The 26,367-nt window shown below is 59.2% G+C and carries 26 protein-coding genes, 1 tRNA gene and 1 pseudogene; 16 read left to right on the forward strand and 12 right to left on the reverse strand.

The genetic code is table 11. From position 1 onward, the window contains the following. Window positions 1-34: 34 nt before the first annotated feature. The 3 genes from fmt (at window position 35) to AC0V6Z_RS16090 (ending at window position 2,901) form a co-directional block, all read left to right on the forward strand. Window positions 35-940, forward strand: coding sequence for a methionyl-tRNA formyltransferase (gene fmt, locus AC0V6Z_RS16080; RefSeq protein ID WP_472640946.1), 906 nt, complete (start codon window positions 35-37; stop codon window positions 938-940). Then, window positions 937-1,698 carry a tRNA pseudouridine(38-40) synthase TruA gene (gene truA, locus AC0V6Z_RS16085; protein ID WP_472639390.1) on the forward strand — a complete coding sequence of 254 codons (762 nt, stop codon included), beginning with the start codon at window positions 937-939 and terminating at the stop codon, window positions 1,696-1,698. The genes fmt and truA overlap by 4 nt, the downstream gene beginning before the upstream one ends. Before the next feature lie 90 nt (window positions 1,699-1,788). After that, a complete protein-coding gene (locus AC0V6Z_RS16090; protein ID WP_472639391.1) occupies window positions 1,789-2,901 on the forward strand; it encodes a zinc-binding dehydrogenase in 1,113 nt (370 codons plus the stop codon). Between the two features lie 84 nt (window positions 2,902-2,985). Here AC0V6Z_RS16090 and AC0V6Z_RS16095 read toward each other — a convergent pair whose 3' ends face one another. Beyond that, the gene (locus tag AC0V6Z_RS16095; RefSeq protein WP_472639392.1) at window positions 2,986-3,966 is read right to left on the reverse strand and encodes an asparaginase; all 981 of its coding nucleotides are present in this window, start codon (window positions 3,964-3,966) and stop codon (window positions 2,986-2,988) included. Between the two features lie 95 nt (window positions 3,967-4,061). Here AC0V6Z_RS16095 and AC0V6Z_RS16100 point away from each other — a divergent pair. From AC0V6Z_RS16100 to AC0V6Z_RS16110, 3 genes are all read left to right on the forward strand, one after another. After that, window positions 4,062-4,137: transfer RNA gene (locus AC0V6Z_RS16100), tRNA-Val, on the forward strand. A gap of 93 nt (window positions 4,138-4,230) precedes the next feature. Next, window positions 4,231-4,500, forward strand: coding sequence for an FAD-dependent oxidoreductase (locus AC0V6Z_RS16105; protein ID WP_472639393.1), 270 nt, complete (start codon window positions 4,231-4,233; stop codon window positions 4,498-4,500). Next, a complete protein-coding gene (locus AC0V6Z_RS16110; protein WP_472639394.1) occupies window positions 4,403-5,488 on the forward strand; it encodes an FAD-dependent oxidoreductase in 1,086 nt (361 codons plus the stop codon). Before AC0V6Z_RS16105 ends, AC0V6Z_RS16110 begins: the two co-directional genes overlap by 98 nt. Here the strand turns inward: AC0V6Z_RS16110 and AC0V6Z_RS16115 are convergent. Continuing rightward, the gene (locus tag AC0V6Z_RS16115) at window positions 5,434-6,030 is read right to left on the reverse strand and encodes a TlpA family protein disulfide reductase (protein ID WP_472639395.1); all 597 of its coding nucleotides are present in this window, start codon (window positions 6,028-6,030) and stop codon (window positions 5,434-5,436) included. The genes AC0V6Z_RS16110 and AC0V6Z_RS16115 overlap by 55 nt on opposite strands. Here AC0V6Z_RS16115 and argH point away from each other — a divergent pair. The 4 genes from argH to AC0V6Z_RS16135 are packed head-to-tail and all read left to right on the forward strand — an operon-like array spanning window position 6,029 to window position 9,833. Further along, window positions 6,029-7,423, forward strand: a complete 1,395-nt coding sequence (argH, locus tag AC0V6Z_RS16120; RefSeq protein WP_472639396.1) for an argininosuccinate lyase — start codon at window positions 6,029-6,031, stop codon at window positions 7,421-7,423. The two genes, AC0V6Z_RS16115 and argH, sit on opposite strands and share 2 nt — an antisense overlap. Then, a complete protein-coding gene (locus AC0V6Z_RS16125) occupies window positions 7,423-7,659 on the forward strand; it encodes a hypothetical protein (protein WP_472639397.1) in 237 nt (78 codons plus the stop codon). Before argH ends, AC0V6Z_RS16125 begins: the two co-directional genes overlap by 1 nt. Window positions 7,660-7,671: 12 nt before the next feature. Next, on the forward strand, window positions 7,672-8,931 hold the full coding sequence (lysA, locus tag AC0V6Z_RS16130) for a diaminopimelate decarboxylase (protein ID WP_472639398.1): 1,260 nt from the start codon (window positions 7,672-7,674) through the stop codon (window positions 8,929-8,931). A gap of 14 nt (window positions 8,932-8,945) precedes the next feature. After that, complete coding sequence (locus tag AC0V6Z_RS16135) at window positions 8,946-9,833, forward strand: precorrin-2 dehydrogenase/sirohydrochlorin ferrochelatase family protein (RefSeq protein WP_472639399.1); 888 nt, start codon at window positions 8,946-8,948, stop codon at window positions 9,831-9,833. Between the two features lie 22 nt (window positions 9,834-9,855). Here AC0V6Z_RS16135 and AC0V6Z_RS16140 read toward each other — a convergent pair whose 3' ends face one another. Continuing rightward, the gene (locus AC0V6Z_RS16140) at window positions 9,856-10,839 is read right to left on the reverse strand and encodes a MarR family transcriptional regulator (RefSeq protein ID WP_472639400.1); all 984 of its coding nucleotides are present in this window, start codon (window positions 10,837-10,839) and stop codon (window positions 9,856-9,858) included. 130 nt (window positions 10,840-10,969) lie between these two features. On the opposite strand from AC0V6Z_RS16140, the gene AC0V6Z_RS16145 reads away from it, so the two are divergent. Continuing rightward, window positions 10,970-11,536, forward strand: a complete 567-nt coding sequence (locus AC0V6Z_RS16145; protein ID WP_472639401.1) for an RNA polymerase sigma factor — start codon at window positions 10,970-10,972, stop codon at window positions 11,534-11,536. Beyond that, complete coding sequence (locus tag AC0V6Z_RS16150; protein ID WP_486176510.1) at window positions 11,536-11,913, forward strand: DUF6768 family protein; 378 nt, start codon at window positions 11,536-11,538, stop codon at window positions 11,911-11,913. The genes AC0V6Z_RS16145 and AC0V6Z_RS16150 overlap by 1 nt, the downstream gene beginning before the upstream one ends. A 6-nt stretch (window positions 11,914-11,919) precedes the next feature. Here AC0V6Z_RS16150 and AC0V6Z_RS16155 read toward each other — a convergent pair whose 3' ends face one another. From AC0V6Z_RS16155 to AC0V6Z_RS16180, 6 genes and pseudogenes are all read right to left on the reverse strand, one after another. After that, window positions 11,920-12,510 carry a L,D-transpeptidase family protein gene (locus tag AC0V6Z_RS16155; protein WP_472639403.1) on the reverse strand — a complete coding sequence of 197 codons (591 nt, stop codon included), beginning with the start codon at window positions 12,508-12,510 and terminating at the stop codon, window positions 11,920-11,922. 96 nt (window positions 12,511-12,606) lie between these two features. Next, a pseudogene (locus AC0V6Z_RS16160) lies at window positions 12,607-13,897 on the reverse strand (adenylosuccinate synthase). Between the two features lie 507 nt (window positions 13,898-14,404). Continuing rightward, window positions 14,405-14,872, reverse strand: coding sequence for a hypothetical protein (locus AC0V6Z_RS16165; protein WP_472639404.1), 468 nt, complete (start codon window positions 14,870-14,872; stop codon window positions 14,405-14,407). Between the two features lie 637 nt (window positions 14,873-15,509). Continuing rightward, window positions 15,510-16,616, reverse strand: coding sequence for an ATP phosphoribosyltransferase regulatory subunit (locus tag AC0V6Z_RS16170; protein WP_472639405.1), 1,107 nt, complete (start codon window positions 16,614-16,616; stop codon window positions 15,510-15,512). A 171-nt stretch (window positions 16,617-16,787) separates the two neighbouring features. Next, the gene (gene serA / locus AC0V6Z_RS16175; protein ID WP_472639406.1) at window positions 16,788-18,371 is read right to left on the reverse strand and encodes a phosphoglycerate dehydrogenase; all 1,584 of its coding nucleotides are present in this window, start codon (window positions 18,369-18,371) and stop codon (window positions 16,788-16,790) included. A gap of 123 nt (window positions 18,372-18,494) precedes the next feature. After that, on the reverse strand, window positions 18,495-19,661 hold the full coding sequence (locus AC0V6Z_RS16180; RefSeq protein WP_472639407.1) for a phosphoserine transaminase: 1,167 nt from the start codon (window positions 19,659-19,661) through the stop codon (window positions 18,495-18,497). A 487-nt stretch (window positions 19,662-20,148) separates the two neighbouring features. On the opposite strand from AC0V6Z_RS16180, the gene AC0V6Z_RS16185 reads away from it, so the two are divergent. Next, the gene (locus AC0V6Z_RS16185; protein ID WP_472639408.1) at window positions 20,149-21,339 is read left to right on the forward strand and encodes a glycosyltransferase family 4 protein; all 1,191 of its coding nucleotides are present in this window, start codon (window positions 20,149-20,151) and stop codon (window positions 21,337-21,339) included. A gap of 36 nt (window positions 21,340-21,375) precedes the next feature. Here AC0V6Z_RS16185 and AC0V6Z_RS16190 read toward each other — a convergent pair whose 3' ends face one another. After that, complete coding sequence (locus AC0V6Z_RS16190) at window positions 21,376-21,807, reverse strand: hypothetical protein (RefSeq protein ID WP_472639409.1); 432 nt, start codon at window positions 21,805-21,807, stop codon at window positions 21,376-21,378. Between the two features lie 219 nt (window positions 21,808-22,026). After that, the gene (locus AC0V6Z_RS16195) at window positions 22,027-22,680 is read right to left on the reverse strand and encodes a PadR family transcriptional regulator (protein WP_472639410.1); all 654 of its coding nucleotides are present in this window, start codon (window positions 22,678-22,680) and stop codon (window positions 22,027-22,029) included. Between the two features lie 115 nt (window positions 22,681-22,795). Between AC0V6Z_RS16195 and AC0V6Z_RS16200 the strand changes: the two genes are divergently transcribed. The 3 genes from AC0V6Z_RS16200 to AC0V6Z_RS16210 are packed head-to-tail and all read left to right on the forward strand — an operon-like array spanning window position 22,796 to window position 25,736. Then, window positions 22,796-24,133, forward strand: coding sequence for a replication-associated recombination protein A (locus tag AC0V6Z_RS16200; RefSeq protein WP_472639411.1), 1,338 nt, complete (start codon window positions 22,796-22,798; stop codon window positions 24,131-24,133). Beyond that, window positions 24,094-24,828, forward strand: coding sequence for a hypothetical protein (locus AC0V6Z_RS16205; protein WP_472639412.1), 735 nt, complete (start codon window positions 24,094-24,096; stop codon window positions 24,826-24,828). The genes AC0V6Z_RS16200 and AC0V6Z_RS16205 overlap by 40 nt, the downstream gene beginning before the upstream one ends. Further along, window positions 24,828-25,736, forward strand: coding sequence for a hypothetical protein (locus tag AC0V6Z_RS16210; RefSeq protein WP_472639413.1), 909 nt, complete (start codon window positions 24,828-24,830; stop codon window positions 25,734-25,736). Before AC0V6Z_RS16205 ends, AC0V6Z_RS16210 begins: the two co-directional genes overlap by 1 nt. Window positions 25,737-25,748: 12 nt before the next feature. On the opposite strand, the gene AC0V6Z_RS16215 is transcribed toward AC0V6Z_RS16210, so the two are convergent. Then, window positions 25,749-26,150, reverse strand: coding sequence for a TM2 domain-containing protein (locus AC0V6Z_RS16215; RefSeq protein ID WP_472639414.1), 402 nt, complete (start codon window positions 26,148-26,150; stop codon window positions 25,749-25,751). Window positions 26,151-26,367: the final 217 nt, after the last annotated feature.

Raw genomic sequence — 26,367 nt, forward strand, 5'->3', positions numbered from 1 at the left:
AGAAAGGCCGGGGTCAGGCGTTATGCGCCCAAAACTGAAAATTGCTTTTATGGGAACGCCTGATTTTGCAATGCCGGCCTTGGCCGCTCTGCATGAAGCGGGTCACGAAGTGGCGTGTGTTTACACTCAGCCGCCTCGTCCGGCGGGCCGGGGTAAAAAGCTGCGTCCATCGCCTGTGCAACAGAAGGCGGAAGCTCTGGGCCTACCCGTACGTCATCCCAAATCGCTGAAATCGGACGAAGCACGCGCAGAGTTTGCGGCAATCGACGCAGATGTAGCCGTGGTGGCGGCCTACGGTCTGATCCTGCCGAAAATTGTACTGGATGCACCGACGCATGGCTGCCTCAATATTCATGCCTCGCTGCTGCCGCGTTGGCGCGGGGCTGCGCCGATCCACCGTGCGGTGATGGCTGGCGACGAGCAAACCGGCGTAACAATCATGCAGATGGAGGCCGGGCTCGACACCGGCCCAATGCTTTCCAAAGTGGCCACGCCTGTTCTGGACAAGACGACCGGCGAACTGACCGAGGAACTGGCCGAGCTTGGCGCCAATGCGATGATCGAAGTGCTCGCTGACCTGCCGAACATCACGCCCCAAGTGCAGGATGATGATGCGGCGATTTATGCACCGAAGATCGACAAGGCGGAGGCGCGGATCGACTGGTCGAGACAAGCCACAGAATTGGCAAACCATGTTCACGGGCTTGCACCCTTCCCCGGCGCTTGGTTTGAGCTGAACGGGGAGCGTGTGAAATTGCTGCGAGCAGAGGCATGCGAAGGCTCAGGAGCAGTAGGTGAAGTTCTGGACGATAACCTCACGGTCGCCTGCGGAAACGGAGCATTGCGCCCGATCCGCCTCCAACGAGCCGGCAAGCCAGCGATGGACCGCGCGGATTTTCTGCGCGGTCACGCGGTGGCAAAAGGCACAATCCTGACGTGACCCGCTTTGCGCTTACTCTGGAATTTGATGGTTCGCCCTACCAAGGCCTTCAGCGGCAAAAACATGGGCCGAGCGTACAGCAGGCCGTCGAAGAGGCCGCGCACAGGATCACCGGTGAAGACGCGCAATTGCTCAGCGCGGGACGGACCGACACCGGCGTCCACGCACTCGCCATGCGCAGCCACATGGATATCGAGAAAGATTTCACTCCGTTCCGATTTATGGAGGCGTTGAATGGGCAATTGCGGCCTCACCCGATTGCCGTCACCGCCTGCGAGAAAGTAGACGAGGATTGGCATGCACGCTTTTCCTGCACCGGACGGCGCTATCTTTACCGCATCATCAATCGCCGAGCGCCTCTGACATTTGGGAGAAACCGCGCGTGGCAGGTTGGCCCCGAGCTCGATGTGGACGCGATGCAGCGAGCTGCCCAAGCTCTGATCGGCAAGCATGATTTCACCACATTTCGCTCGGTTAGGTGCCAAGCGAAGGACCCGGTGAAGACGCTCGATTTGCTCGAAGTGAAGCAAACCACGACCGAGTTAGGCACGGAGATTCATGTACATGCGGCGGCGCGTAGCTTCCTCCATCATCAAGTCCGCTCCATGGTCGGCTGTCTGAAATTGGTCGGCATGGGCACCTGGGCAGAGAGCGAAGTCGCCGAAGCGCTTGCCGCGCGGGACCGCCAGAGATTGGGCTACAACGCGCCGCCGCATGGTCTGTATTTCGTAGAGGCGATCTATCCCAGCAACGCTTGAGGCCTCTACGTTGCCTTACGCAACGTCACCCTAGCCAAGCGTGGATCGCTGGCCTAGCCAAGGCATCAAAGCAATCTAGGAGAGACCCCCATGACGACTACTGGTAAGCAGCTTTTCACCACGCTTGATGTTGGCGGTGCACTGACCGTTGAAATCGCCGACGCAACCTTCCCAGAGCCAACCGGCAATCAAGTGCTGGTTAAAATGGAAGCAGCCCCGATCAATCCATCGGACCTCGCGATCCTGACCAGTGCAGCTGATTTTGAGAATGCGGAGTATTCCCATGGCAAGGTCGTGGCGCAAATGCCGGAGCCTTTCCTGTCGGGTCAGCGTGGCCGCCATGGTCAACGTCTGCCAGCGGGCAATGAAGGCGCAGGCACCGTGATCGCGACCGGCGACAGCGATATGGCGAAGGCCCTCATGGGCCAGCGCGTGTCTTGTGTACCCGGCAATGCATTCAGCCAATATGCAATTGCCGATGCGATGATGTGCCTGCCGCTTGGCGATCACAGCGCAGAGGTCGGCGCATCCAGCTTCGTCAATCCGATGACTGCGCTTGCCTTTGTTGAGACCGCCAGAATGGAAGGTCACGAGGCGATTATCCATTTGGCCGCTGCGTCAAACCTAGGTCAAATGTTGAACAAGATCTGCATTGAAGACGGCATGAAACTGGTCAATATCGTGCGTAAGCAAGAGCATGTAGACCTGCTGAAGGGCCTCGGCGCAAAGCACGTCGTCAACTCTTCCGACGACGATTACATGAAGCAATTGCGCACAGCGATTGATGAAACAGACGCCTATCTAGGCTTTGACCCGATTGGCGGCGGCCAGGCCAGCGACGGCGTGCTGAAAGCCATGGAGCAGGTTGCATCCTCGAAGATGGACGAGTTCTCTCGCTACGGCTCTAACCAAGACAAGAAGATGTACATGTATGGGCGGCTTGATCTGGGGCCAACCATCCTGACCCCTTCATACGGTCTGCAATGGACAGTCTCTGGCTTCTTGCTCACGCCGTTCCTCGCGAAAGCCGGAATGGAGACCGTCGTTAAGATGCGCACCCGCGTTCAGCAGAACCTGACCACCACATTCGCCAGCCACTACAAGGCGAAGGTCAATCTGGAAGAGATGCTGACCAAAGAAGCGATCCTTGATTATCGCCAGATGAAAACTGGCGAGAAGTATCTGGTCACGCCGCATTCTTGATTCGAGTGGACCGCACCTCATCCGGGGTGCGGTTTCCTCGCTCGTGCGACCTAAAGGTCGCGTCGCTGCGGGCGAACAGGTTCGCTACCGACCATCATACTCAGCTTGGATCGCAGCGGGATCAGTCGCCCCTGCCGCGATTAGCATTTGTAGCAAGATGCGCGCCTTCTGCGGATTAAGCGCGCGCGCGGCGATAAATTTGTTCGCATTATCCTCAGGCTCGCGGTCGACCAAGCCTTCGTCCAGACGACTCGCACGGACAATCGGCATGCCCTTCGCCGCAAGCTGCGCCAAGGCGCTGCGCACAGCGTCCGGCATATTGCCCTCACCCAACCCGGCGACGATTACGCCGCGTGTCTTGTCGCTGACCAATCGCTCGACATAGTCAGCCGTCATGGCGGCATGCACAAACAGGATTGGCACATCTGGCAAGTCGGTGGTGAAGGTAAAACGGGCGTCTGCGCCCACACGCCAGGGCGCACCAAACCAATCAAGCGCACTCGGCGTGACCAGCGCAATCGATCCGCGTGGAAAACCCTGAAATGCATCGGTGCCTCGCGTGCGGCTTTTGCGAATATCGCGCGCCGCAAACACCCGGTCTCCCATCACCACCAGAACCCCGCGTCCAGCCGCCTCTGGATCGGCCGCCACCCGCATCGCATTGGCGAAATTGCGCAGGCCGTCATAACCGACCGCATTGGCGGGCCGCATCGCGCCCACCAAAACCACCGGTTTATGCGTCGGCAATGTCAGATCGAGCAGGAAGGCGGTTTCCTCAACCGTGTCGGTGCCATGGGTGATGATCACCCCGGTGCAATCTGGATCACGCATCGCGGCCAAACAAGCGGTGTGCAGCTGAGTCCAGATCGCCGGACTCATATCCTCAGAGCCGATATTGGCGATCTGCTTGCCCATCAGCTGCGCATCAATGCCCAAGGTTTCGACTCGGGCCAGAAAATCGCCGATCCCGATCTGACCAGGGCGATACTCATGCCGAGTCGCGCTATCTGCCTCTCCAGCGATCGTACCGCCGGTTGCCAAAACAGTGATATTTGGGGTGCTCATACCGGGGGCAAATAGCGCTAGATGCATTTTCACGCCACATAGCAATTGATTTTCAAGAAATGCCCGCTAGAAGCGCCTCTTCCGTTCAACGGAACGGGCGATTAGCTCAGTTGGTAGAGCATCTCGTTTACACCGAGAGGGTCGGCAGTTCGAGCCTGTCATCGCCCACCATCATTTTTCGGTCCAAAATGATGCGGACCCATCCAAAATTTCCCCACCTAAAACCCTCGACCTGAACGCCAATTGGCGGCAAGGCGTGTTCCCATGATGGGGCACACAATTGCGATTGCGGGATGCGGGCCAGCGGGCCTGGCCGCCGCGCTGATGCTGCACCGCGATGGGCACCGCGTTTGCCTGTTTGATAAATTCGATGAGCCCGGCCCAGTTGGCTCTGGCCTGATGATCCAGCCCACGGGGCTGGCGGTGCTGGCGCAGCTTGGACTGGTCGAGCGAAGTCGCAGCCTGCGGATCGCGTATTCATGCGCTGAAAGGCCTGGAAGAGCATGGCCGCACCGCGCTGGATGCGCATTATGATCAATTGGGCCTGCCAGGCGCGTTTGGCATCGGTATCCACCGCGCCAGCCTGTTCAATGTGCTTTACCGCGCCGTTCAGAACGATCGCATTGAAATCAAAACTGGGCGGGCAATTACCGGCAGCACACTTAGCAATAAAGGGCGGCGCCTGACGTTTGAAGATGGCAGCGAATCGGAAGAATTCGATCTTGTCGTCGATGCCAGCGGCTGGTCGAGCGTGTTTGATCCAGCGCCTAAGAACATCCTAGAATTTGGTGCATTGTGGGCGAGCCTGCCGTTACAGCCGGACGATCCATTCAATACAGGCCTGTTGGAGCAGCGTTATCGCCGTGCGGCGCAAATGGTCGGCGTGCTCCCGATCGGCTCGCGCAGCGCTGACACCTCGCCTGAAGCTGCCTTTTTCTGGTCGCTCAAGGTCTCAGACTATCGAAGATGGCGCGACACTCCGCTGGAAGAATGGAAGGCCGACGTTATCGCGCTCTGGCCGGAGACCGAGGCTTTGCTGGCGCGCATCACATCGCGAGATCAGCTGACCTTTGCGCGCTATGCCCATCGCACAGCCAAGCGCCCGGCTCATGAGCGAATGATCATGATTGGCGATGCATGGCATTCCGCCAGCCCCCAATTGGGCCAGGGTGCGAATATGGCATTGCTAGATGCGTGGTCGCTTAAACGCGGGCTGGCCGAAGGGCGCACGCTTGGCGAAAAACTGCGGCTCGCCGCGTCATGGCGCCGCGATCACGTTGATCTATATCAGTGGATCACAGCGTTCTTCACGCCGCTGTATCAATCGGATGGTGTGTATAAACCGCTGCTGCGTGACAGAGTGCTCGCGCCAATTTCTCAAATCTGGCCGATTTCGCGCATCCAGTCGCTCTTGATGTCGGGGCTATTTGGCTGGCCGCTCGCATCGCTGGGCCTCTCCGCTCCTGACTATTCGGCAATTTCCTCAGAGATCAGCGCCAACGCATCTTCGCTGTCCCAGTGATAGCCACCTTTAACGCGCAATATCTCGCGCCCCTCTCCATCGAACAGGATTGTCAGCGGCAAGACCCCGCCATTATCGAGTCCGCGGTCGAGAGTGCCCTGCGGATCAAGCCAGGGTTCGAGCATCTCAAAGCCTTGCTCGGAAAAAAATGGCTTCACAACCTCGGCAGCACGAATATCCTGACTCACTGTAATTACACGCAAATCACTGCCCATTTCTCGGGCAAGCCGGTCCAGAGAAGGCATCTCAACCTTGCACGGCGCGCACCACGTCGCCCAAAGATTGAGCAATACGGGTTGTCCCTTAAGTGCTGAAAATTCGAGTACTCCTCCATCAGGATCGATGAACATCAAATCGGGTAGCAGAGTGCCCGCTTGCGCGCGGTCAATCTCGCCCACTTCGGCTTCGGTTGAGTTCTGCTTTTCGCCCGCCAATTCACCCTGTTGTTGCGCGCCATCGCCCTGCGCCCTATCGCAGGCGGCAAGAGGCAGCATCAATGGTATCAGAGCGGCCAAAGCAAAGAACGGCGAACGAAGCGACATGAGCAAATCCAACACGATGTGGGGCGGCAGGTTCTCAGATGGACCTAGTGCGATCATGCGCGAAATCAATGCCTCGATCCCGTTCGACAAGGCGCTGTGGCGGCAAGACATCGTCGGCAGCCGGGCCCACATCACCATGCTGGCGGCGCAAGGCATCGTTAGCGCCGAAGACGCCGAGGCGATTGACGGCGGCCTCCAAACCATCGCGGCAGAATATGAGCGCGACGGGGTTCCAGAGGACTGGAGCCTGGAAGACATCCACATGACGGTGGAAGCGCGCCTGACCGAGCTGATCGGACCAGTCGCTGGCCGCCTGCACACCGCGCGCAGCCGGAATGATCAGGTCGCAACCGATTTTAAGCTATGGGTGCGTGAGGCATTTAACCAAATGGACGCAGGGCTAGCCGAATTGCAGCGCGCTCTGGTGACCCGCGCCGATGAGCATTCTAGCAGTGTGATGCCCGGCTTCACCCATTTGCAAACCGCGCAGCCTGTGACTTTGGGCCACCACCTGATGGCCTATTACGAGATGCTGCGGCGGGATCGCTCGCGCCTCGCGGATGCCCGCGTTCGCCTGAATGAGAGCCCACTTGGCTCGGCCGCTCTGGCTGGCACAGGCTTCCCGCTCGACCGCGAAATGACCGCCAAGGCGCTAGGCTTTGACCGGCCCACAGCCAATTCTCTCGATGCCGTCTCCGACCGCGATTTTGCGATGGATTTCCTGTTTGCCGCATCAACCTGCGCCGTGCATCTTTCACGCCTTGCAGAGGAATTCATCCTATGGGCGAGCCAACCTTTTGGCTTTGTCACCATGGCGGATGCGCTCTCCACAGGCAGTTCCATCATGCCGCAAAAGAAGAACCCCGATGCCGCCGAGCTGGTGCGCGGCCATGCGGGCCGGGTGATCGGTTGTACCACGGCCTTAATGGTCACGATGAAGGGTCTTCCGCTCGCCTATTCCAAGGATATGCAGGACGACAAACCGCCCGTATTCGAGGCCGCCAGCCTTATGGGCTTAAGCATTGCGGCGATGACCGGCATGGTCGCAGGCAGCACGTTCAAGACCGAGCGGATGCGCGAGGCCGCCGAGCTCGGTTATGCCACGGCGACCGATCTTGCCGATTGGCTGGTGACGGAGGCCGACATTCCATTTCGCGAGGCGCATCATATCACCGGTGCGGCGGTCAAGCTGGCTGAGACGCGTGGCTGTGCGCTCGATGAGCTCCCACTGGAGGCCTTGCGCGACATTGATACGCGGATCGATGAACGTGTGTTTGCCGCCCTTTCCGTCGACGCTTCGGTCGCCGCGCGCGCTTCCTATGGCGGGACCGCGCCGGAGCAGGTAAAGGCTCAGGTGAAACGCGCCCGCGCCGAGCTAGGGATGGATGGATAATGCGAAAATTGATCATGATCCCACTACTGGTTGCAATCAGCGCATGCGGTGCCCGCGGGGACCTGAATCCCCCACAAGGTGCGAGCCTGCCGGTGGCCCCGCGCGGCGCTGAGACTCCGCCGAACGCAGAAGAATTGCTGGAACGCGATGCCCTCGCCGCGCCAGAGCGCAGCGTGGAGCTGCGCCGCCGCTCTGAAGAGCGCGAAGACGACCCGTTTGATCTCCCCCCTGAATAAAGCACACGAAATATGGACCATTTTTCCCTCAAAGACGGCGTCATGCATGCCGAAGACGTACCCTTGCCGCGTATCGCGGATGAGGTTGGTACGCCCGTCTATGTCTATTCACGCGCCACGTTGGAGCGCCACGCACGCGTCTTTCGCGAGGCATTGGACGGCGTGCCGGACAAACTGATTGCCTTCGCGGTCAAAGCCAATCCCAACCTCGCTGTGCTCAAAGTGTTGCAACGCCAGGGGTACGGCGCGGATGTCGTATCCGGCGGGGAAATGCGCCGGGCCATTGCAGCCGGAATTGCGCCCGAGAAGATCGTCTTTTCCGGCGTTGGCAAAACCCGTGCAGAACTGGCCGCCGCGCTCGAGGCGAACATTGGACAGTTCAATATTGAAAGCGAAGAAGAGGGCCTGGAGCTCGCCGAAGTCGCTGAAAGTATGGGGATGACGGCGGACTGCGCGCTGCGCATCAATCCGGATGTCGATGCCGGAACACATGACAAGATCTCCACCGGCAAGGCGGATAACAAATTTGGTGTACCGATTGATCAAGCCGGCCAAATCTTTGGCAAACTCGCCCATTCGCCCGGCGTGAACATGCGCGGTGTCGCGGTGCACATCGGCAGCCAATTGGCAGATATAGCTCCGCTGGAACGCGCTTTTGAAAAACTGGGTCAACTGGTCACATCGCTGCGCGGTGCGGGCCATAATATCACCCATGTCGACCTAGGAGGTGGCCTTGGCGTTCCATACAGAAAAGGCGAGAAACTGCCCCCACCGTCTGAATATGGCGCGATGGTTGCGCGGGTGACGAAGGATTGGGGCGTAAAGCTGATCTTCGAGCCGGGCCGAGTGATTGCAGGCAATGCAGGCGTTTTGCTGACCCGTGTGGTGCGCGTGAAACGCGGGCTCAACAATCCGTTCGTGATCGTCGATGCGGCGATGAATGACCTCGCGCGGCCTGCGCTGTACGGCGCCTATCATCACTTCGAAGCAGTTGAGCCAGGCGGATCTCAAATGACCGCAAACATCGTCGGGCCGATCTGCGAAACCGGCGATACATTCGCGATGGGGCGCGAATGCGACGAACTGGCAAGCGGCGAACTCGCCGTATTTCGCACCGCAGGTGCATATGGCGCGACAATGGCCTCCAGCTACAATTCGCGCGGATTTGTGGCCGAAGTTTTGGTGGACGGCGACAAGTTCGCGGTGGTCGCGGACCGGATCGATGCGGGCGCGATTATGGATGCCGAGCGCGTGCCCGACTGGCTTGCTTGAGTAGCCAAAGCCCGATGAGCGAACTTCAGAGCCTTCCCCTATTTCACCGGATCGCCGGGCAAAAGGTATTGGTTCTGGGCGAAGGCGAAGGGGCAGAACCCAAACGCCGCCTGGTCGAGCGAGCAGGCGGAATCATCGTGGATGATATGGCCCAGGCGGTGGATGAAGGGGTGCGCATTGCCTTTGTCGCTTACGATGACGCGAAGGCGTGCGAAGTGGCAGCGATCAACCTGCGATGCGCCGGGATGATCGTGAATGTGGTCGACAAGCCTGACCTGTGCGATTTCACAACGCCGAGCATACTTGACCGCAACCCGGTCTTAATTGCGGTTGGAACGGGCGGCGCATCAGCGGGCCTAGCGAAACACATCAGGCTGAGGCTGGAGCGGATCTTGCCGCAAAGCCTTGGAAAGTTGGCCGAGGCCTTATTCGCGGCGCGAGCAAAACTGCGGGCCCGCTTTCCCGATGGCGGCGACAGACGACGGGCCTTGGACGAGGCCCTGAGAGAAGGCGGTGCATTGGACGCCTTGGTCGCGGAATCACCCGGCGGTGTGACCGACTGGCTCGATGGTGCATTGGAGGCGCAAAGCAGCGAAACGGCGAAGTTCGTCATTTCCAGTGCAGACCCGGAAGACCTGACTGTTCGGCAATCACGCATGCTGGGCGAAGCGGATGCGGTCTGCGCAATCGGCAATATTCCCGCCGCCATCCTGGCCCGCGCACGGGCCGATGCCATTCGCATTGACTGCGATGTCAGCACTTGCCCCAACGCGCGGCAAGGTAGTGCTAGTAACGGCGACGACAGCTCACCGCCGCTCTGTCCCAGCGCCGCTGAGCAATTTGCGCTCAGCGAGAGCCGCAATACACTCACCGTGATCCTACGCTGGCAAAACGACGGCTAACCAGCAGGCTTAAGTCGCCAACTCAGGCCGCCAGGTTCAGCGGGGCGTCTATCGCCGCAAAATAGCTCGCCATGCCATCTGCGCTCGCCTCGCTAAGGGCGACGAATGCCCGGCGTTTATCCGTGGAGTCAGCGATCCGCACGAAAATGCCGCTATCAACCATCTGCCGGACCCAGCGCAGAGCCGTCGTCGCCGGAACTCCCGCCGCAATACACAGCGAGGTAACCGAGACACGGCGATGCTCAGCGTGAGCCGCAGTCAGATCCAGCAGCATATCCCAGGCCGGATCGGCGAACAGTTCCGCATCAAAGAATCGAGCACGAGTCTGACGATTGGCGATAATCTGACGCACCAACCGAGGATCAGGCAACGATGGACGGGCACAATCTTGTCTACCCCAACCATTCTCATTGCTCTCAACCCCGCGAAAATCTCTCTTGACGTCACTCAAGCTCTGAGACTGTTTTTCACCGGACTCCCAAGGTTCATGCGATAACCCTTCAAGCTTGTTTGCAATCACATCAACCTGCTGCGAAAGGCGCAGCAGGGTAAGTCGATCCTCCTCACTCATCTCTCGCACGCGAGCATTCGGCACATGCGAAAGTATACGGCCTATCGCCACGATACGATCAGCCCGAGATGGGTTCACCAGCAATTGAGCATCTGACTGATCAAGAGCCGCAAACACATCATCAAGCGCCTCAAGCGAGGTAGAAACGATCAATTGTGATCCACATTCCGCTGCCCGCATATCCAATCGCGCCAGCACGGCCAAAGTACGCGTATCGACCTCCGGGCAATCGATCATTACGACGTCGCTGAGCAACCGAATTTGACCCTCCAGCAGATCAGCAATCGGACCACCGTCGGCCACGCGAAACCCTGCACCAACCAAATCCTCGGCGATCTGACCGCGCATCGCGGGCCGATCAGCAAACACCGCGATACTGGCGGGTTCTGCAGTCGGATCAGGTGCCACATCGTACGAAAAATCTGCTTGAGCCATCGAGTCGCCTCCTTGATTAGATGAAACACAAGTAGAACAAAACATGTTCAAGTCAAGAATCCTTGCAAATATGAAGCAATTTGATCGAAGTCATTGAACCTTTCGCGCCTATTGAGCGACTACTCCAGTAATGACCAAACAAACTCGCCCTGCCCCGCCGAAACCCGGCATTTTGTTCGACGAACTGCTCGTCGTGATGGTGCAGCAAGGCGATCCAAAAGCGCTAAAGCGGTTGCATAAACGCTGGAATACTCGGTTGATCCGAGCGGCCTATCGTTACACCGGCGACCGCGAATTGGCGTGCGATCTGGCACAAGAATGCTGGATCGGGATTTGGAAAGGCATTGATGGTCTGCGCGATCCGGCGCGGTTTCGCAGCTATGCCTTTGCGATCCTGCACCGGCGCGGAGCGACCCATCTGAGCACGCGCATTCGCGAGCGGGATAGGACAGCGCAAGCTGAATCAGAAGAAGCGCAAGGGGCTACTCAGGACGACGCGCTCGCGCTGCGGCAGGCCTTTGCCAGTCTGCCGCCGGATCAGAGGCTTGCGGCGCATCTTCACTTTGCCGAGGGGCTAACGCTCAATGAAATCGCCGCAGTGCAATCGATCCCGACAGGCACCGCCAAAAGCCGCCTGTTTCACGCGCGCCGCAAATTGAAGGCGGCGCTATCCGAACCGACTGAAGGAGACACATGATGACCAGCACTGATAACCGCATCAAAGACGCGCTTGACGATGACGATCAAGCCTTTCTCGGCCAGCTTGAAGAAGATCGCGGCCTGTTCGAAATGATCGGCGACAGCATGAGCGGCAATTTAGGAGGCTGGGCTAAGCTGGTTTTTGCAGTCGCAGTCGTAGTCGGCATTGCAATACTCTATGCGGTCTATCGTGCGGTCACGGCCGATGGCTTCGAACCCATGGTTGGATGGGGTCTGCTTTCGATAGGGCTCGTTGTGATGCAAGGCTTCGTCAAAGAATGGATGTTTGCCCGCATGAACATGCTGACGATCCTGCGCGAGGTGAAGAAGCTGCAAGTGCAAGTCGCGCTGCTTTCCGAAGAGCGCGATAGCTAACCGCGTTTAGGGCCGGATCTCGATCGGAGTGCCATCGGGCACGAGGCGCCACAGCTCCTCAATCTCTGCGTTAGAGAGCGCGATACACCCATCGGTCCAATCCCCGCGCATCCGTCGGCCCGCGCCATTCGGTTGGCCATGGATGAAGATGTCACCGCCCGCCGAACGGCCATATTGAGCGGCAAAGTTGCGGTCATTTGCGTTGGGGTAGTTGATCCGCAGGCTGAGGTGATAGCTGCTACGCGGGTTGCGCGTGTCGATGGTGTAGAGGCCCTCTGGCGTGCGCTCATCGCCCTCAAAGCGCTTGTGCCCCGCTGGCGCATCGCCAAACTGCAATCCGTAATAGGCGCGGATCGGGCGGCCATTGTTGTAGGCGACCAGCATCCGCTTTGACTTGTCGACAATGAGGTAGTCGGCCAAGCGCGCGCCGCGCCTCGGCACACTGCGCGATGCGCCCGTAGGCGGTATCGGATAGGCTCCGCTATGCACCCGAGCATCCGGCGTAGCATCCGGCGTAGCATCCGCTGAAGTTTCGCTCGATGGGCCAACGCAAGACGCGGTAAGCATCAGAGCAATCAAGGCAAACAGGCGCTTCATACGGATTCAGAGTAACGCGAGGTCACCCTACGCGCAATTGCGCATCGCTTCCCATGTCCCAAGCAGGGACGCAGTTGCTGCGCCAGCCGGACCAACCTAGTCCTCAAAGGGATCCTTCATCAGGATCGTATCGTCGCGCTCTGGGCTGGTCGACACCAGCGACACCGGCGTCTCGATCAGTTCCTGCACGCGCTGAATGTACTTGATCGCATTGGCTGGCAGATCGACATAGGAGCGCGCACCAACCGTGCTCTCGCTCCACCCTTCCATCTCTTCATAGATCGGCTCCACCTCGGCCTGATCCGCCGAATGGCTCGGGAAGTAGTCGAGCACATTGCCGCGCAGCCGGTATCCGGTGCAGATCTTCACTGTTTCCAGCCCGTCGAGCACGTCGATCTTAGTCAGCGCAATCCCGGTCACGCCGCTGATCGCGCAGGTTTGCCGCACCAACACTGCATCAAACCAGCCGACGCGCCGTTGCCGCCCGGTTACGGTGCCAAACTCATGGCCGCGCTCGCCAATGCCCTGGCCGATCTCGTCATCAAGCTCGGTCGGGAACGGTCCGCTGCCAACCCGCGTCGTGTAAGCCTTCACAATGCCCAGCACAAAGCCGGTGGCATTCGGGCCAAGCCCGCTGCCGCTGGCGGCCGTACCGCTGACAGTGTTGGAGCTGGTGACGAACGGATAGGTGCCGTGATCGACATCCAGCAGCACGCCCTGTGCGCCTTCGAACAGGATCTTCGCGCCCGCCTTGCGCACCTTCTTCAGCCGTTTCCACACAGGCTGAGCAAAGCGCAGGACGAAGTCGGCGACATCGCGCAGTTCGGCCAGGATCGCCTCACGGTCGACTGGCGGCTGGTCGAAGCCAGCGCGCAGCGCGTCATGATGCGCACACAGCCGATCGAGCTGCGGCTCCAGCCGGTCGAGATGCGCCAGATCGCACACGCGGATCGCGCGGCGTCCGACCTTGTCTTCGTAAGCCGGGCCAATCCCGCGCCCGGTCGTGCCGATCTTGCCCTTGCCCGCGGCCGTCTCGCGCAGTGCATCGAGATCGCGGTGCACCGACAGGATCAGCGGGCAATTGTCAGCAATCGCTAGATTGTCGTCATTGATCGCAACACCCTGGCCTTCCAGCTTCTGCACTTCCTCACGCAAAGCCCACGGGTCCAGCACCACGCCATTGCCGATCATGCTCATCGTGCCAGAGACGATGCCCGATGGCAGCAGGCTGAGCTTGTAGACCTCACCATCGATCACCAACGTGTGGCTAGGCATTGTGCCCGCCTTGGAAGCGGACAACGGCGTCGGCGCGGCTGGCGAGCCAATCGACGATCTTGCCTTTGCCTTCATCGCCCCATTGGGCGCCGATTACGGTGACGTTAGCCATGCTCTACTTTCATGCTGATTCGGTAGGGAAGGTGTGACCCGACAAACCGCGCGGGCCTAGGGCGTCGCGCGGGCAAGAGCAAGGGAGTATCACGGACCATACCCAGTGGCTTGATCGCGGAGCACGGCGCGAAGCGCCGCAAGGCCGACTGGCCGCCCGCAGCGGCGCGGACTTGTCCGCAAGCCGCGAGGACATCGCACGCTGGATAGCGTGCGGAACCACAAGAACGCCTCCGTCCGTCGCTAGTGAAGCACGCTTGGAACGGCTGGAACGCAGTACTGGGCCAAAAAACCAATCGATCACAGACGCGCCGATTGATCGAGTTAGTCGATTAGTGGGAGGTTGGGGAATGGGGAGCAAAAGCATGGGTCATCCTTAGCGGGCGGGGGCTAAGTAGGAAAATTGATAGCCCAAGGCCACCACCACACCATTAGGCAAAACTCATTAGCATCTTTTGCCGCGAATTAAGTATACTGTCGCCGGAACTCGGGTCGGTGAACGGTGTGGTCATGACAATCTCCCCGAAACGTCATTGATTCTCACGCGATCTGCGACGTATTCTTTACTCAGCGCCAGGAACTCCCAGCACGCGCGGAGATATTCGAGAAATTCCAATTCACTACCAGAAATTCGAACCGCTTCTTTGACTACGTCTGGCCCTTGTCGAAGAGATCTTTTTCTCATTCTTTCGAATTGATTGAAATCCATGTCGAAAATTCGAACTTTGTTTTCGATTGATTTCTCGAAGGCTCTAAACGAGCCAAGTGGCCACTGCCTTACCTTGGAATCAGTTAGATCCGTCCATTCCAGACGAAAAGCCACCTCTTCTTCATCAAACTCCCCTCGACCGCTTCTGTCATAGGAGAAAATAAATCCACTGTTTGAGTCAAGTACCGCATAATCAATCAAGCGAACTACATATTTTGGATCAAACTTAATATCTTTGAGTTCGAGGTTGTTTCGATCAATAATCATTCTTCTATCATCTCACAGAATTCTTGTTCGCAGAGCGCCGCAAAGCAAGGGCAGCCAATCCAGTGGCCACGAGCATCACAATTGCCGATGCCCCAAGCGGCCCCAATCTCTCAACCAACCAATTTGCCAAATCAGCAAATGCACGCCCTTTATTGGCCGATGCCTCAAGCGGGCCCTTCCAAAACTGAGCAGAAACGAGTGCTCCAGCCACAATGATAAATATGGCAAAAACTGTAATACTGCGCATTAAGCTTGCTCGCCTCCGCTTTCCTACTCGACCTTAACCCGCATTTTCTCCAGCACTTCTGGATCGACGCTGCGCGCCACAACCGGGTGGATGGGGAAGGCCCCAATCATGCTGCGAAGAGTAGCTTAACTTTCTTACTGTTTCCTTGGGGCGCTCATGTATTCCCCTCACAAAGCTCGTCATGCTGAATTCAGTTCAGCATCCATCGCCAAGTCAGAACCAAGCATGCCGCGCTGGTGATCGACCCTGAACCAAGTTCAGGGTGACGATGATTGTGATGGGGCTTGTTATCCTGGAAGCGCAGTTGGCCAAAGACCAACCTAGTTCAGGATGACGTGCCTGGTGTTTTGATTCTGACCCAAGCGCAGGATCACGCAGTAACAGAGCATCCTAAAGCGGCACCGCCTCGGCACCCTCAAGCACATGCGTACAGCCCAGCGCCTTCGCGTCTTCGCCTTCGCCGAGCTGCGCAATCGTGCGCCAGCCAATCGCGCGCAGGCGCGCGGCGGTGTCTTCGTCATAGCCCGCTGGCAGATAGAGCGTGCTCGCCGCCTCCGCCTCTGGCGCAGCCTCAGCCACGGCATCGACATAGAGCGTGAAACCGGTTGCGGCCTCATCACTGCCACCGATGCGGTAAGTGCCGCCGCGCCCGGCAGCTCCGCGCACACCATCAGCGTAGATCGTAAAGCCGAACCAGCTTTGATATTCAAAGCCGTGGCGTTCTGTTGGGTCGAGCGTGATACGTGCAGCATCGCCCACCCGCGCGGCAATCGCCTCAAGCCCCTTAATCCGGCTGGACAAGGCGCCGCCTGCGTCAATCGCACGCAGCTTATCACGCGCCTCGGCGAAATCGCCGGTCGCATAGAGCAGCGGAAGGTACGCTTCGCCGCCCACCTGCTTCAACCCGCCAGCATCCTTGGTATCGAGCTCGCGCCGGACATCCTCGGCCTGTTCAGCGGTCAGCGGCATCGCTTTCGCGGCCAAAGTGTCGACCAGATCAGGTAAAGTGAAATCGACCGAAATCCCGGTCAGACCCGCTGCGCGCAGAGCCTCCACCGCCAGCGCGACGATCTCGCCCGCTGCCTCTGCGGTGTCCGCCCCGATCAGCTCCGCGCCCAATTGCAGGCGCTCTCGCGCGGGGTCTAGTTGGTCCGCTCGAATCAGAGCAGTGTCACCGCAATAGGCGAGGCGCAGCGGTCGCGGGCTATCTGCCATGCTGGTCGCCGCGATGCGCCCGATTTGCGGGGTAATGTCGCTGCGCAGGGCGAGCGTGCGCAGGCTATCCGGATCGACAAAGCGAAAGGCGTTGCGGGTCTTCACCCCCTCCATACGCGCGGCCAGGGATTGCTCAAATTCGAGCAGCGGCGGGCGCACCCGGTCATAGCCGTGGGCTTGCAGCGCATCCAGGCTGGCGCGCATGGCGCGGGTGATGCGGCTTGCCGTGGCGGGCAAACGGTCGGCAAGCCCAACGGGCAGGAGATTGTCGGTATTGGTCATACAGGTGCGCGCTAGAATAAGAGCAGCCCTTCGACAAGCTCAGGGCGAACGGAATATTGCATCGGTTCGCACCGCGAACCGCAAGGGCGACTGCCCGCTGGCCGGATAGGCTGCCCCTCGGAGGCACCGGCCCGCTGAATAGCGGGCCGGATTGCCGTGAGAGACAAAGCCTTAAAACTCCAGCGCTTTGACCAGCTTCACGCCTTCGACCTTTTCAGCCTCGGCGACGACTTCATCCGTCACTGGCTGATCGAGCGAGAGCAGCAGCACCGCCTCGCCGCCCGCATCGCGGCGGCCCAGGTGGAAAGTGCCAATGTTGACGCCGTGATCACCCAGCAGCGTACCGATGCGGCCGATAAAGCCAGGTGCGTCTTCGTTGACGACATACATCATGTGGCCATCCAGATCGGCTTCGATACCGATCCCGAAAATCTCCACCAGACGCGGCGCAGTGTTGCCAAACAGAGTGCCTGCGACCGAGCGCGGGCCTTGTTCTGTCTCCACGGTGACGCGCACCAAAGTGTTATACGCGCCCTCGCGCTCGTGGCGCACCTCGCTAACGTTGAGGCCGCGTTCCTTGGCGAGATACGGCGCGTTGACCATGTTCACCGTGTCGGAATAACGGCGCATCAGACCGGCCAGAACAGCGCCGCTGATCGGCTTGCCATTGAGGGCTGCGGCTGCGCCTTCGCGTTCAATGCTGATCTTGGTGAGATTTCCGTGGGCAAGCTGACCCACAAGGCTCCCGAGCTTTTCAGCCAGCGCCATGTAAGGCTTCAGCTTCGGCGCTTCTTCAGCAGAGAGCGAGGGCATGTTGAGCGCATTGGTGACGCCGCCATTGACCAGATAATCGGCCATTTGCTCCGCCACTTGCAACGCAACATTGACCTGAGCCTCGGTGGTGGAGGCGCCAAGGTGCGGCGTGCAAATGAAATTGGGCGCGCCGAATAGCGGGTTTTCCTTCGCTGGTTCTTCGGCAAACACGTCGAGCGCGGCGGCGGCGACCTGCCCGCTTTCCAGGCAATCTTTCAGCGCCGCCTCATCGATCAGGCCGCCGCGGGCGCAGTTCACAATGCGTATGCCGGGCTTGGCATTCTCCAGCCGTTCACGCGATAGGATGTTGCGGGTCTGATCGGTCAGCGGCGTGTGCAGCGAGACAAAGTCCGCACGGCTCAGCAGCGTGTCGAGATCGACCTTCTCCGCGCCCATTTCCACGGCGCGCTCCTCGGTCAGGAAGGGATCATAGGCGATCACTTTCATCTTCAGGCCAAGCGCGCGGCTGGCCACGATCCCGCCAATATTGCCCGCGCCGATCAAGCCGAGCGTCTTGCCGGTCACCTCGACGCCCATGAAATCCTTCTTCGGCCATTCGCCCGACTGCGTACGAGCGTTCGCCGCCGGGATTTGCCGGGCGAGCGCCATGATCATCGCGATCGCATGCTCTGCGGTGGTGATCGAATTGCCGAACGGGGTGTTCATCACCACCACGCCTTTGCCGCTGGCATAAGGAATATCGACATTGTCGACGCCAATGCCGGCGCGACCGATGACCTTCAGATTGGTCGCAGCGTCCAGAACGGCGGGGGTGACAGTGGTGGAGGACCGGATTGCGAGGCCATCATAATCGCCGATCCGCGCGATCAGCTCTTCCGGGGTCTCACCGGTGATCACATCAACATCACAGCCGCGCTCTTCAAAAATACGCGCTGCGTTCGGGTCCATCTTGTCAGAGATGAGTACTTTAGGTTTGGTCATTTTGTTTTCCTTTGCCCTGACTCGTTCGTGCTGAGCTTGTCGAAGCATTAACGACGGGCGGGAGAGTTCATCCTTCGACAGGCTCAGGACGAACGGATGCTAAAAGAGGGTGGCCGAGCTAGCTTAGAGCTCAGCTTTTACGTGTGCGTAAGCCCATTCGATCCATGGCAAGAGGCGTTTCAGATCCTCTTGCTCGACCGTGCCGCCGCACCAAATGCGAAGGGATGGCGGGGCGTCGCGATAGCCGTTGAAATCATAGCCAATATGCCGTTCTTCCAGCATTTTGACAATCTTCTTCGGCACGGCGGCCTGATCGTCAGCCGACAGGTTTTCGTACCATTCGCCGGTGAACTTCATGCACACACCAGTGTTGGTGCGCTTGGCCGGATCGCTGACCATGTTTTTCAGCCAAGGCGTCGCCTCGATCCAATCGTTCACGATTGCGGCATTGGCATCGGCGCGTTCAAACATCGCCTTGCGCCCGCCGAGCGCCTGCGCCCATTCGAGCGCCGCGATGTAATCCTCGGTCGCCAGCAGAGACGGCGTGTTGATCGTCGCGCCTTCAAAGATGCCGCGATTGATCTTATCGCCCTTTTTCAGGCGGAAAAGCTTGGGCAGCGGCCATTCTGGATCATAGCTTTCGATCCGCTCAACCGCTTTGGGAGAGAGGATCAACATCCCGTGCTGAGCCTCTGATCCCATCACCTTTTGCCAGGAATAGGTCGTCGCATCGAGCTTCGCCCAGTCCATTTCCTGCGCGAAGATCGCGCTGGTGGCATCGTTGATGGTCACGCCTTTACGGCCCGGCTCCAGCCAGTCCGTGTTCGGGATTTTCGCGCCAGAGGTTGTGCCATTCCAGGTGAAGACAACGTCATTGTCCTGCGGAATTGAATTCAGATCAGGGATCTCGCCGTAATCGGCATCCAGCACCTGCAGGTTCGGCAGCTTCAGCTGCTTTACCGCATCCTGGATCCAGACATTGCCGAAGCTTTCCCACGCCGCAACGGTCGCCGGGCCTTGGCCCAGCATGGTCCACATCGCGCATTCCAGTGCGCCAGTGTCAGAGGCGGGCATGATGCCGACGAGGTAATCGTCGGGCACGCCTAGCATCTCTTTGGATAGGTCGATTGCGTATTTGAGACGCGACTTCCCAACGGCCGAGCGGTGCGAGCGCCCGAGCGATTCGGTTTTCAATTTGTCGAGGGACCATCCGGGGAACTTAACGGTCGGACCGGATGAAAATTGCGGACGAGCAGGCTTAAGCGCCGGCTCGGCGGGTAGTTCAGTCATGTATTCTCTCCTTACAGAGAGCTCGCGCGGCGTTGGGACCGCGTGGCCCGGAGCCGCGTGTAGTGGCGTCTCGCCGCATGTCAACGAAGGAGTCTATGTTTTACGCACGCCATCCGGCGCGCGATCTCCTCGCTCACGCGACCTGACGGTCGCATCGCTGCGGGCGGCCACAAGGGCCTTGCAGCTCGCTAGACGCTCGCCGAGCCATTCCAGGCTATCGAAGCAGGACCACGCGTCTTGGTGCCAAGACCATTGGCGCAAAGCAGCTGGCTTGGTGGCGGAGCTCGGTCGTGCCAGCGACCGCAAGGGCGAATGCCCGTCCGAAGGGGTGACCCCGCAGGGGTCGGGGCCCCGTAGGATAGCCAAGTGAGCGGATGCGAACGCTGGCGCTTGAAGCCAAAACAAAAAATCCAGAATATCGCGTCGCCGTAGCGATGCGCAAAACAAACTCGCAAATCCTCGCGCAACATTCTATGCCGCGCTCAACATGGAAATATCCGATCTTCGCATTGCCTTGTTCAGCGGCAATTATAACTACACCCGCGACGGCGCGAACCAGGCGCTCAATCGCCTCGTCGGCTCGCTGCTGGGTCTGGGCGCGGCGGTGCGCGTCTACTCCCCCACCGTGGATGAACCTGATTTTGAACCAACCGGCGATCTGGTGAGCCTGCCCAGCTGGCGCATGCCGGTGAAGGGGCGCGGCGAATACCGTCTGCCAACGGGCTTTAACGGCAAAATCCGGCGCGATCTTGAGAAGTTCAAACCCAATATCGTGCATCTGTCATCGCCTGACCCATCCGGCCACGCGGCGCTCAAATGGGCGCAGGAACACGATATTCCGGTGCTATCCTCGGTTCACACCCGGTTTGAGACCTATCCGCGCTATTACAAAATGGGTTTTCTAGAACCCGCCGTGCTGTGGATGCTGCGCCGGTTCTACAATCGCTGCGATGCGCTGGTCGCCCCATCGCAAAGCATGATTGAAGAGCTGATCGCGCAGGGCATGCATGATGACATTGGCCTGTGGACGCGCGGCGTGGACCGCACCGTCTTCGACCCATCAAAGCGCGATATGGAATGGCGCCGTAGCCTGGGCCTGGCCGATGATGACATTGCGATCGTCTTTCTTGGCCGACTTGTCATGGAAAAGGGACTCGACGTCTTTGCCGACAGCATTATCGAGCTGCGCAAACTTCAGGCTCCGCACAAAGTGCTTGTGATCGGCGATGGCCCTGCGCGCGGCTGGTTCCAGGATGCCCTGCCCGGCGGAATTTTCGCAGGGTTTCAAACCGGCGCTGATCTGGGCAAAGCACTGGCGAGCGGCGATATCTTCTTCAACCCGTCCATCACAGAGACTTTCGGCAATGTGACGCTGGAGGCGATGGCCAGCGGTCTGCCAGTGGTGGCGGCCGGAGCCACAGGTGCATCCAGCCTGGTGGAATGCGGCGACAGCGGCTGCTTGGTCGCGCCCGGCAACACCAAAGCATTCGCCGAGGCACTCGCGCCCTATTGTACCGATCATGAACTGCGCACGAGCCACGGCGCAGCGGGCGAAATGAATTCGCGCGAATACAGTTGGGAGGCGATCAACCGCGTGGTCGCCGATATGTATGTCCGACTGGTTCAGGAACGCGAGGCTCTGATCGCGAAGGAAATGGCTGAAGAGATTGCGGCCTAGTTGCTAACGCACCTGTAGCCCTTCAAGCACATCCCTCTATCTCAGCACACCTGATTTGGCCATGGAGCGCGCATAGAAAAACAGCCCAATGGTAATCACCCAGATTGCCGCAGCGAACACGGTGTGCCCAGCGGTTTGCAGCGTTTCAGGCATTTCCGAAAAAAAGCGCTGAAATATCGTGGTGCCGACAAGGCCGATAATCGAAATCCCAAACAGCCAGACCGCATAGCGACTTCTGAAAAGCAGCGCAGCGGATCCAAAGAAGCATCCCCAGACGCCCAGCGCCCAAAAGGCCGTGGCCCATGCCGGGAAGCTGTAATAATAGTCAAGCTGCTCGGACGGCATGCCGGTGCCATCCAAAGCGGCGAGCTTGGTCATCGTATAACTGATGACGCCGCCAGAATTCCACAACAGTGAAAGCGCCCCGACGACCCACAGGTGCCAAGGCGTTTTGACAGATTGATCCATAATATTCCCTCCCAAGAATGGACGCGACCCAGTCTCAGAAGGGGGAATTTATATCAAAGGCGCAGCGCGGGCAAACCGGGGGCTGGAAGCCCGCGCCTGTGTGTTCGTACCATCTGGCCTAGCCACCCGTTCCCTCCACCCTTCCTCCTGGAGCCTACCGGGATAACATCCGGGTGGAAGGGTGGAGGGAACGGGCGGCTAGACTCTAATCAACGGCGCTCACATTCTTTCGATGCGCTTGGCGACCTCATCGATAATGTCGACAATTTCGTTCATCGCGTTCTGATCGAGTTTTCCGGCGCGCGCGCGGTTTTTCAGCACAGAGCCGAGATTGCCCATCGCGCGGAACAAATCGGGTGAACGCTCCTTCACCTTTTCAGCCCGGTCGCCGTGCTCATTGATCCGGCCCATCAGCTGATCGACATCTTCAGCGCGCTCAGCCAGCTCTGCCTTGCCAGACTTCGTCGCCTTGAATGGCTTCTTACCGCTCGTTTCGCCGTCCTCTGCCTTGGCCTTCGACTTGGCCGGTTTGATCTTGCCCTCTTCCTCGAGCATTTGCAGCGTCGGATAGACTGCGCCCGGGCTCGGCGCATAGCCGCCCGCCGTCATGTCCTCGATCGCTTTGATCAGCTCATAGCCGTGGCGCGGTTCTTCATTGATCAACGCCAGCAAAGCGAGTCGCAATTCACCCTGGCCAAACATCCGGCCCCGGCGCTTGCGCCGTTTGGGGCCGTCTTGCCACGAGCCGCCGCCGCGCATTTTCTCGCCGATTTCCTCCCAATCACCCGCGGAAGACGCCATCATCGCGACCAATGGGCCGAGGTTATTCCAGCCGCCATTCCAATTGCCGCGGCGCCGTTTCTGCCATGTCATATTCACTCTCCCAAATTCAATTCGATAACTCTTGATAGGCCTAAGATATATCTCAGAGCTATCGATACAAGAGGTGGATGGCATTTTCCGACCAGCGCCTTATCAGACCAGACGAATGGCTGACTTGTTCGGAAATGATGCGGCGCCACCCGCCGGAGGCCCCTCTGGCGGGCCTGACCAGACGCGCGATGACGCGCCGCTGGCGGATCGGCTGCGCCCGCAGGGCCTTGGCGAGATCATCGGGCAAGAGCATCTGACCGGGCCGACTGGCGCGATTGGGCGCATGGTGGCGGCAGGCAAGCTTTCCAGCATGATCTTGTGGGGGCCGCCGGGCACGGGCAAGACCAGTATCGCGCGTCTGCTCGCCGACAGTGTGGGTATGCGGTTTGTCTCGATCAGCGCGGTATTCTCAGGCGTGGCCGATCTCAAGAAGGCCTTTGCCGAGGCAGATAAGATGGCGGGCGCAGGCCAACGCACGCTGCTGTTCGTGGACGAGATCCACCGCTTCAACCGCGCGCAGCAGGATGGCTTTCTGCCCTTCGTCGAGCGCGGCACGGTGACATTGGTGGGAGCGACCACCGAAAACCCCAGTTTTGAACTCAACGCCGCACTGCTCAGTCGCAGCCAAGTGCTGATCCTGGAGCGTTTAAGCCATGAGGCACTGGAGGCTCTGCTCGCCCGGGCGGAGACGCTGGAAGGCCCCCTCCCCCTCACCGAGGATGCGCGCGCCGCTCTGATCGCGAGCGCGGATGGCGATGGCCGTTTCCTGCTGGGTCAGGCGGAAACACTCTACAACGCAGCGCTCACTGAACCGCTTGATCCCGCCGCCCTTGGCCAATTCCTTCAGCGGCGCGTCGCCGTCTATGACAAGGACCGCGAGGGCCATTACAACCTGATCAGCGCGCTGCACAAAAGCCTACGCGGGTCCGATCCGCAGGCGGCTCTGTATTACATGGCGCGGATGCTGACCGCTGGCGAAGAGCCGATGTATGTGCTGCGCCGCCTGGTCCGCTTTGCCAGCGAAGACATTGGTCTGGCTGACCCAAACGCGCTGACCCAATGCCTGGCGGCCAAGGATGCTTATGACTTTCTGGGGTCGCCCGAAGGTGAGCTCGCGATTGTTCAGGCCTGCCTCTACCTTGCCACCGCGCCCAAATCGAACGCCGCCTATGCCGCGCAAAAGGCCGCATTCAAATCCGCGCGCGAAACCGGCAGCCTGATGCCGCCGCAAAACATCTTAAATGCACCGACTAAGCTGATGAAAGACATTGGCTATGGCAAAGGCTACGCCTACGATCACAATGCGGAGGACGGCTTTTCTGGCGACAATTATTGGCCGGAGGGGATGGAGCCTCAGGACTATTACGCGCCGGTCGAGCGCGGGTTTGAACGCAAAGTGAAGGAGCGAATGGAATGGTGGGCAAACAGACGGGGCGAATTGCGCGGGGATTGATCGGCGGCGCTCTTGTGGGTCTCGCCTGCAGCTTCCCAGCGTTGGCGCAATCAAGCAGCGCAACCTCCTCGCCGCCTGACGCGCAAAAGCGGTGCCCCACTGAGCCTACGATCCAAGGGGAACACACTGATCGCGACGCACCCATTGCATTGCCAAAGGATTGGACAGATTTCGCCAGCTCTTCGATGAACTGGATCGCAATAGAAACCCAGTTGGGCAGCATATATTGCACCGAAACCGCGTGGTTCTATTCTGCAGACAACTATGAGCGTTTCAATGATCAGTTTGTGGGGTTTGAATGGTTCGGATACGAGGCATCAGGATACATTCTGATCAACACCGGCGGGGTTGGATCATCAATTGAAACCGGGAGCAGGCCGATATTTTCGCCGGAAGAAAGCTATTTCGCGGCAATCCAAGTCTCCGATGCTGGTTGGGGCGGACTTGAGGGCTTTGCCGTATGGCGCGCCTATCCCGGCGGCATCTCCCCGCTTCATGTCGATACCAACGTCCTTACGATGGCCGATTGGCGGATTGATCGCTGGGAAGGTGAGGATTGCCTTCACCTCTCCGCCATACCGCATGACCGGATTACAGATTGGAATGATCTCTCACAATATAGGCGCGATTCCTATGTCGCGGCCCCAGCGAGCGGCTGGGCACTGACACCGGGCGATAGCTGTCCGACCTCTTAATGCGCGGCTTTGATCACTTTTTGGCGATCGACTGGTCTGGTGCAAAGGGTGAGCGGCATCGTGGCATCGCTTTGGCCCTCGCCGATGCCAAAGGCGGCCCGCCGGTGCTGGTTGAGGCCCCGCAGCGCGGCTGGTCTCGCACAGAAGTGCTCGGATTGCTACGCGAAGAGCTACCCTCCAACACCTTGGTTGGGATTGACCTCGGCATCAGTCTGCCCTTCGTCGATGCAGGCGCGTATTTTCCGGGTTGGGACGAAAGCCCGCGCCACGCCAATGGCCTCTGGGAATTGATCGACCGGATTTGCGCCGATGACCCGCATTTGGGCGCGCACAGTTTCCTCAGCCACCCAGAGGCCGCGCGCTATTTCCGGCACAGCAAGGACAAGGTCGGCGACCGATTTCATCTGCCCGATGCCATTTCACGCGAGGGCCGCTTTCGTCAGGCAGAGACCGCTCAACGCGCGCAAAAATGCCGCCCGGTCAGCAATTTCAACCTCGTCGGAGCGGCGCAAGTTGGCAAAAGCTCGTTGACGGGGATGCGCATGCTGCACCACCTTAAGGGGCATCTGCCGGTCTGGCCGGTGCAACCAATCCCGCCAAAACATCCGACGCGCGGATCGCTGCTGGTGGAGATTTACACTGGGCTTGCCGCCAAAGAGGCCGCCGCTACCATGGGCGGACGCGGTGCGCGGACGAAACTGCTGACCTATGCCGACCTGAACGCTGCGCTAGAGGGTTTGGACAGTCCGCCGGTTGCGCAAATCGGCGAGATTGATGACCATTCCTCTGACGCTTTGCTGACGGCGGCGTGGCTGCGCAAAGTGCACAAGGAGCCGGAGCGCTGGGAACCGCGCACGTTGACGGCAGAGATCGCCCGCGTTGAAGGCTGGACCTTTGGCGCGTTCTAGACCGCGGCTCGCTTAGTTGTAAGAATTGAAAATGTCGCGCCGCTCTTTGCGGTATCCTGAGGCGCGCAGATCCTCGATCATTGCCTCGCGGCGCCTATCCGCTTCGGATTGGAGCTTGCGCGCGGGCTTTACCGGTCCCTCATGAGACGTGAAATTGAGCTCGCCTATAGTCTTCATATTGTGATCGCGCACCAGGCCGGGGATCAGTGCCAGATCGATCAGCAACCATGGAACCAGAACCAACCAGCCTACAACCGAAAGCAACAAAAGCAGCTGCATGATGCCGGTCTTTGTGCTGCCAGCATAGAAGCGGTGAACCCCAAATCCGCCAAGGACCAGCCACAGCAAATAGGCGACACCCACCGATTTACGGTCCGCCTCAATAATCATTTGCCTCTGCAGATTTTCGTCCATCACCGGTCCCTTTTCGCACGCTAAGATGTATCTTAGAAACACGGAAAAAACCAGCGATTGGCGGTGATGTTCGACGAACTGCAAACAATGCTCTGCAAAATTGAAAATTGACTGTCTTTGGGTCGCGAATGTCGCGGGTAGCGGCCTGCGCTCATCCACCAGAATTCAAATTTGTTGCCGCCCTGCCGCTTTGTCACTTGAGGGCCGCAAATCTTTC

The sequence above is a fragment of the Erythrobacter sp. SN6-5 genome, assembly GCF_057364945.1.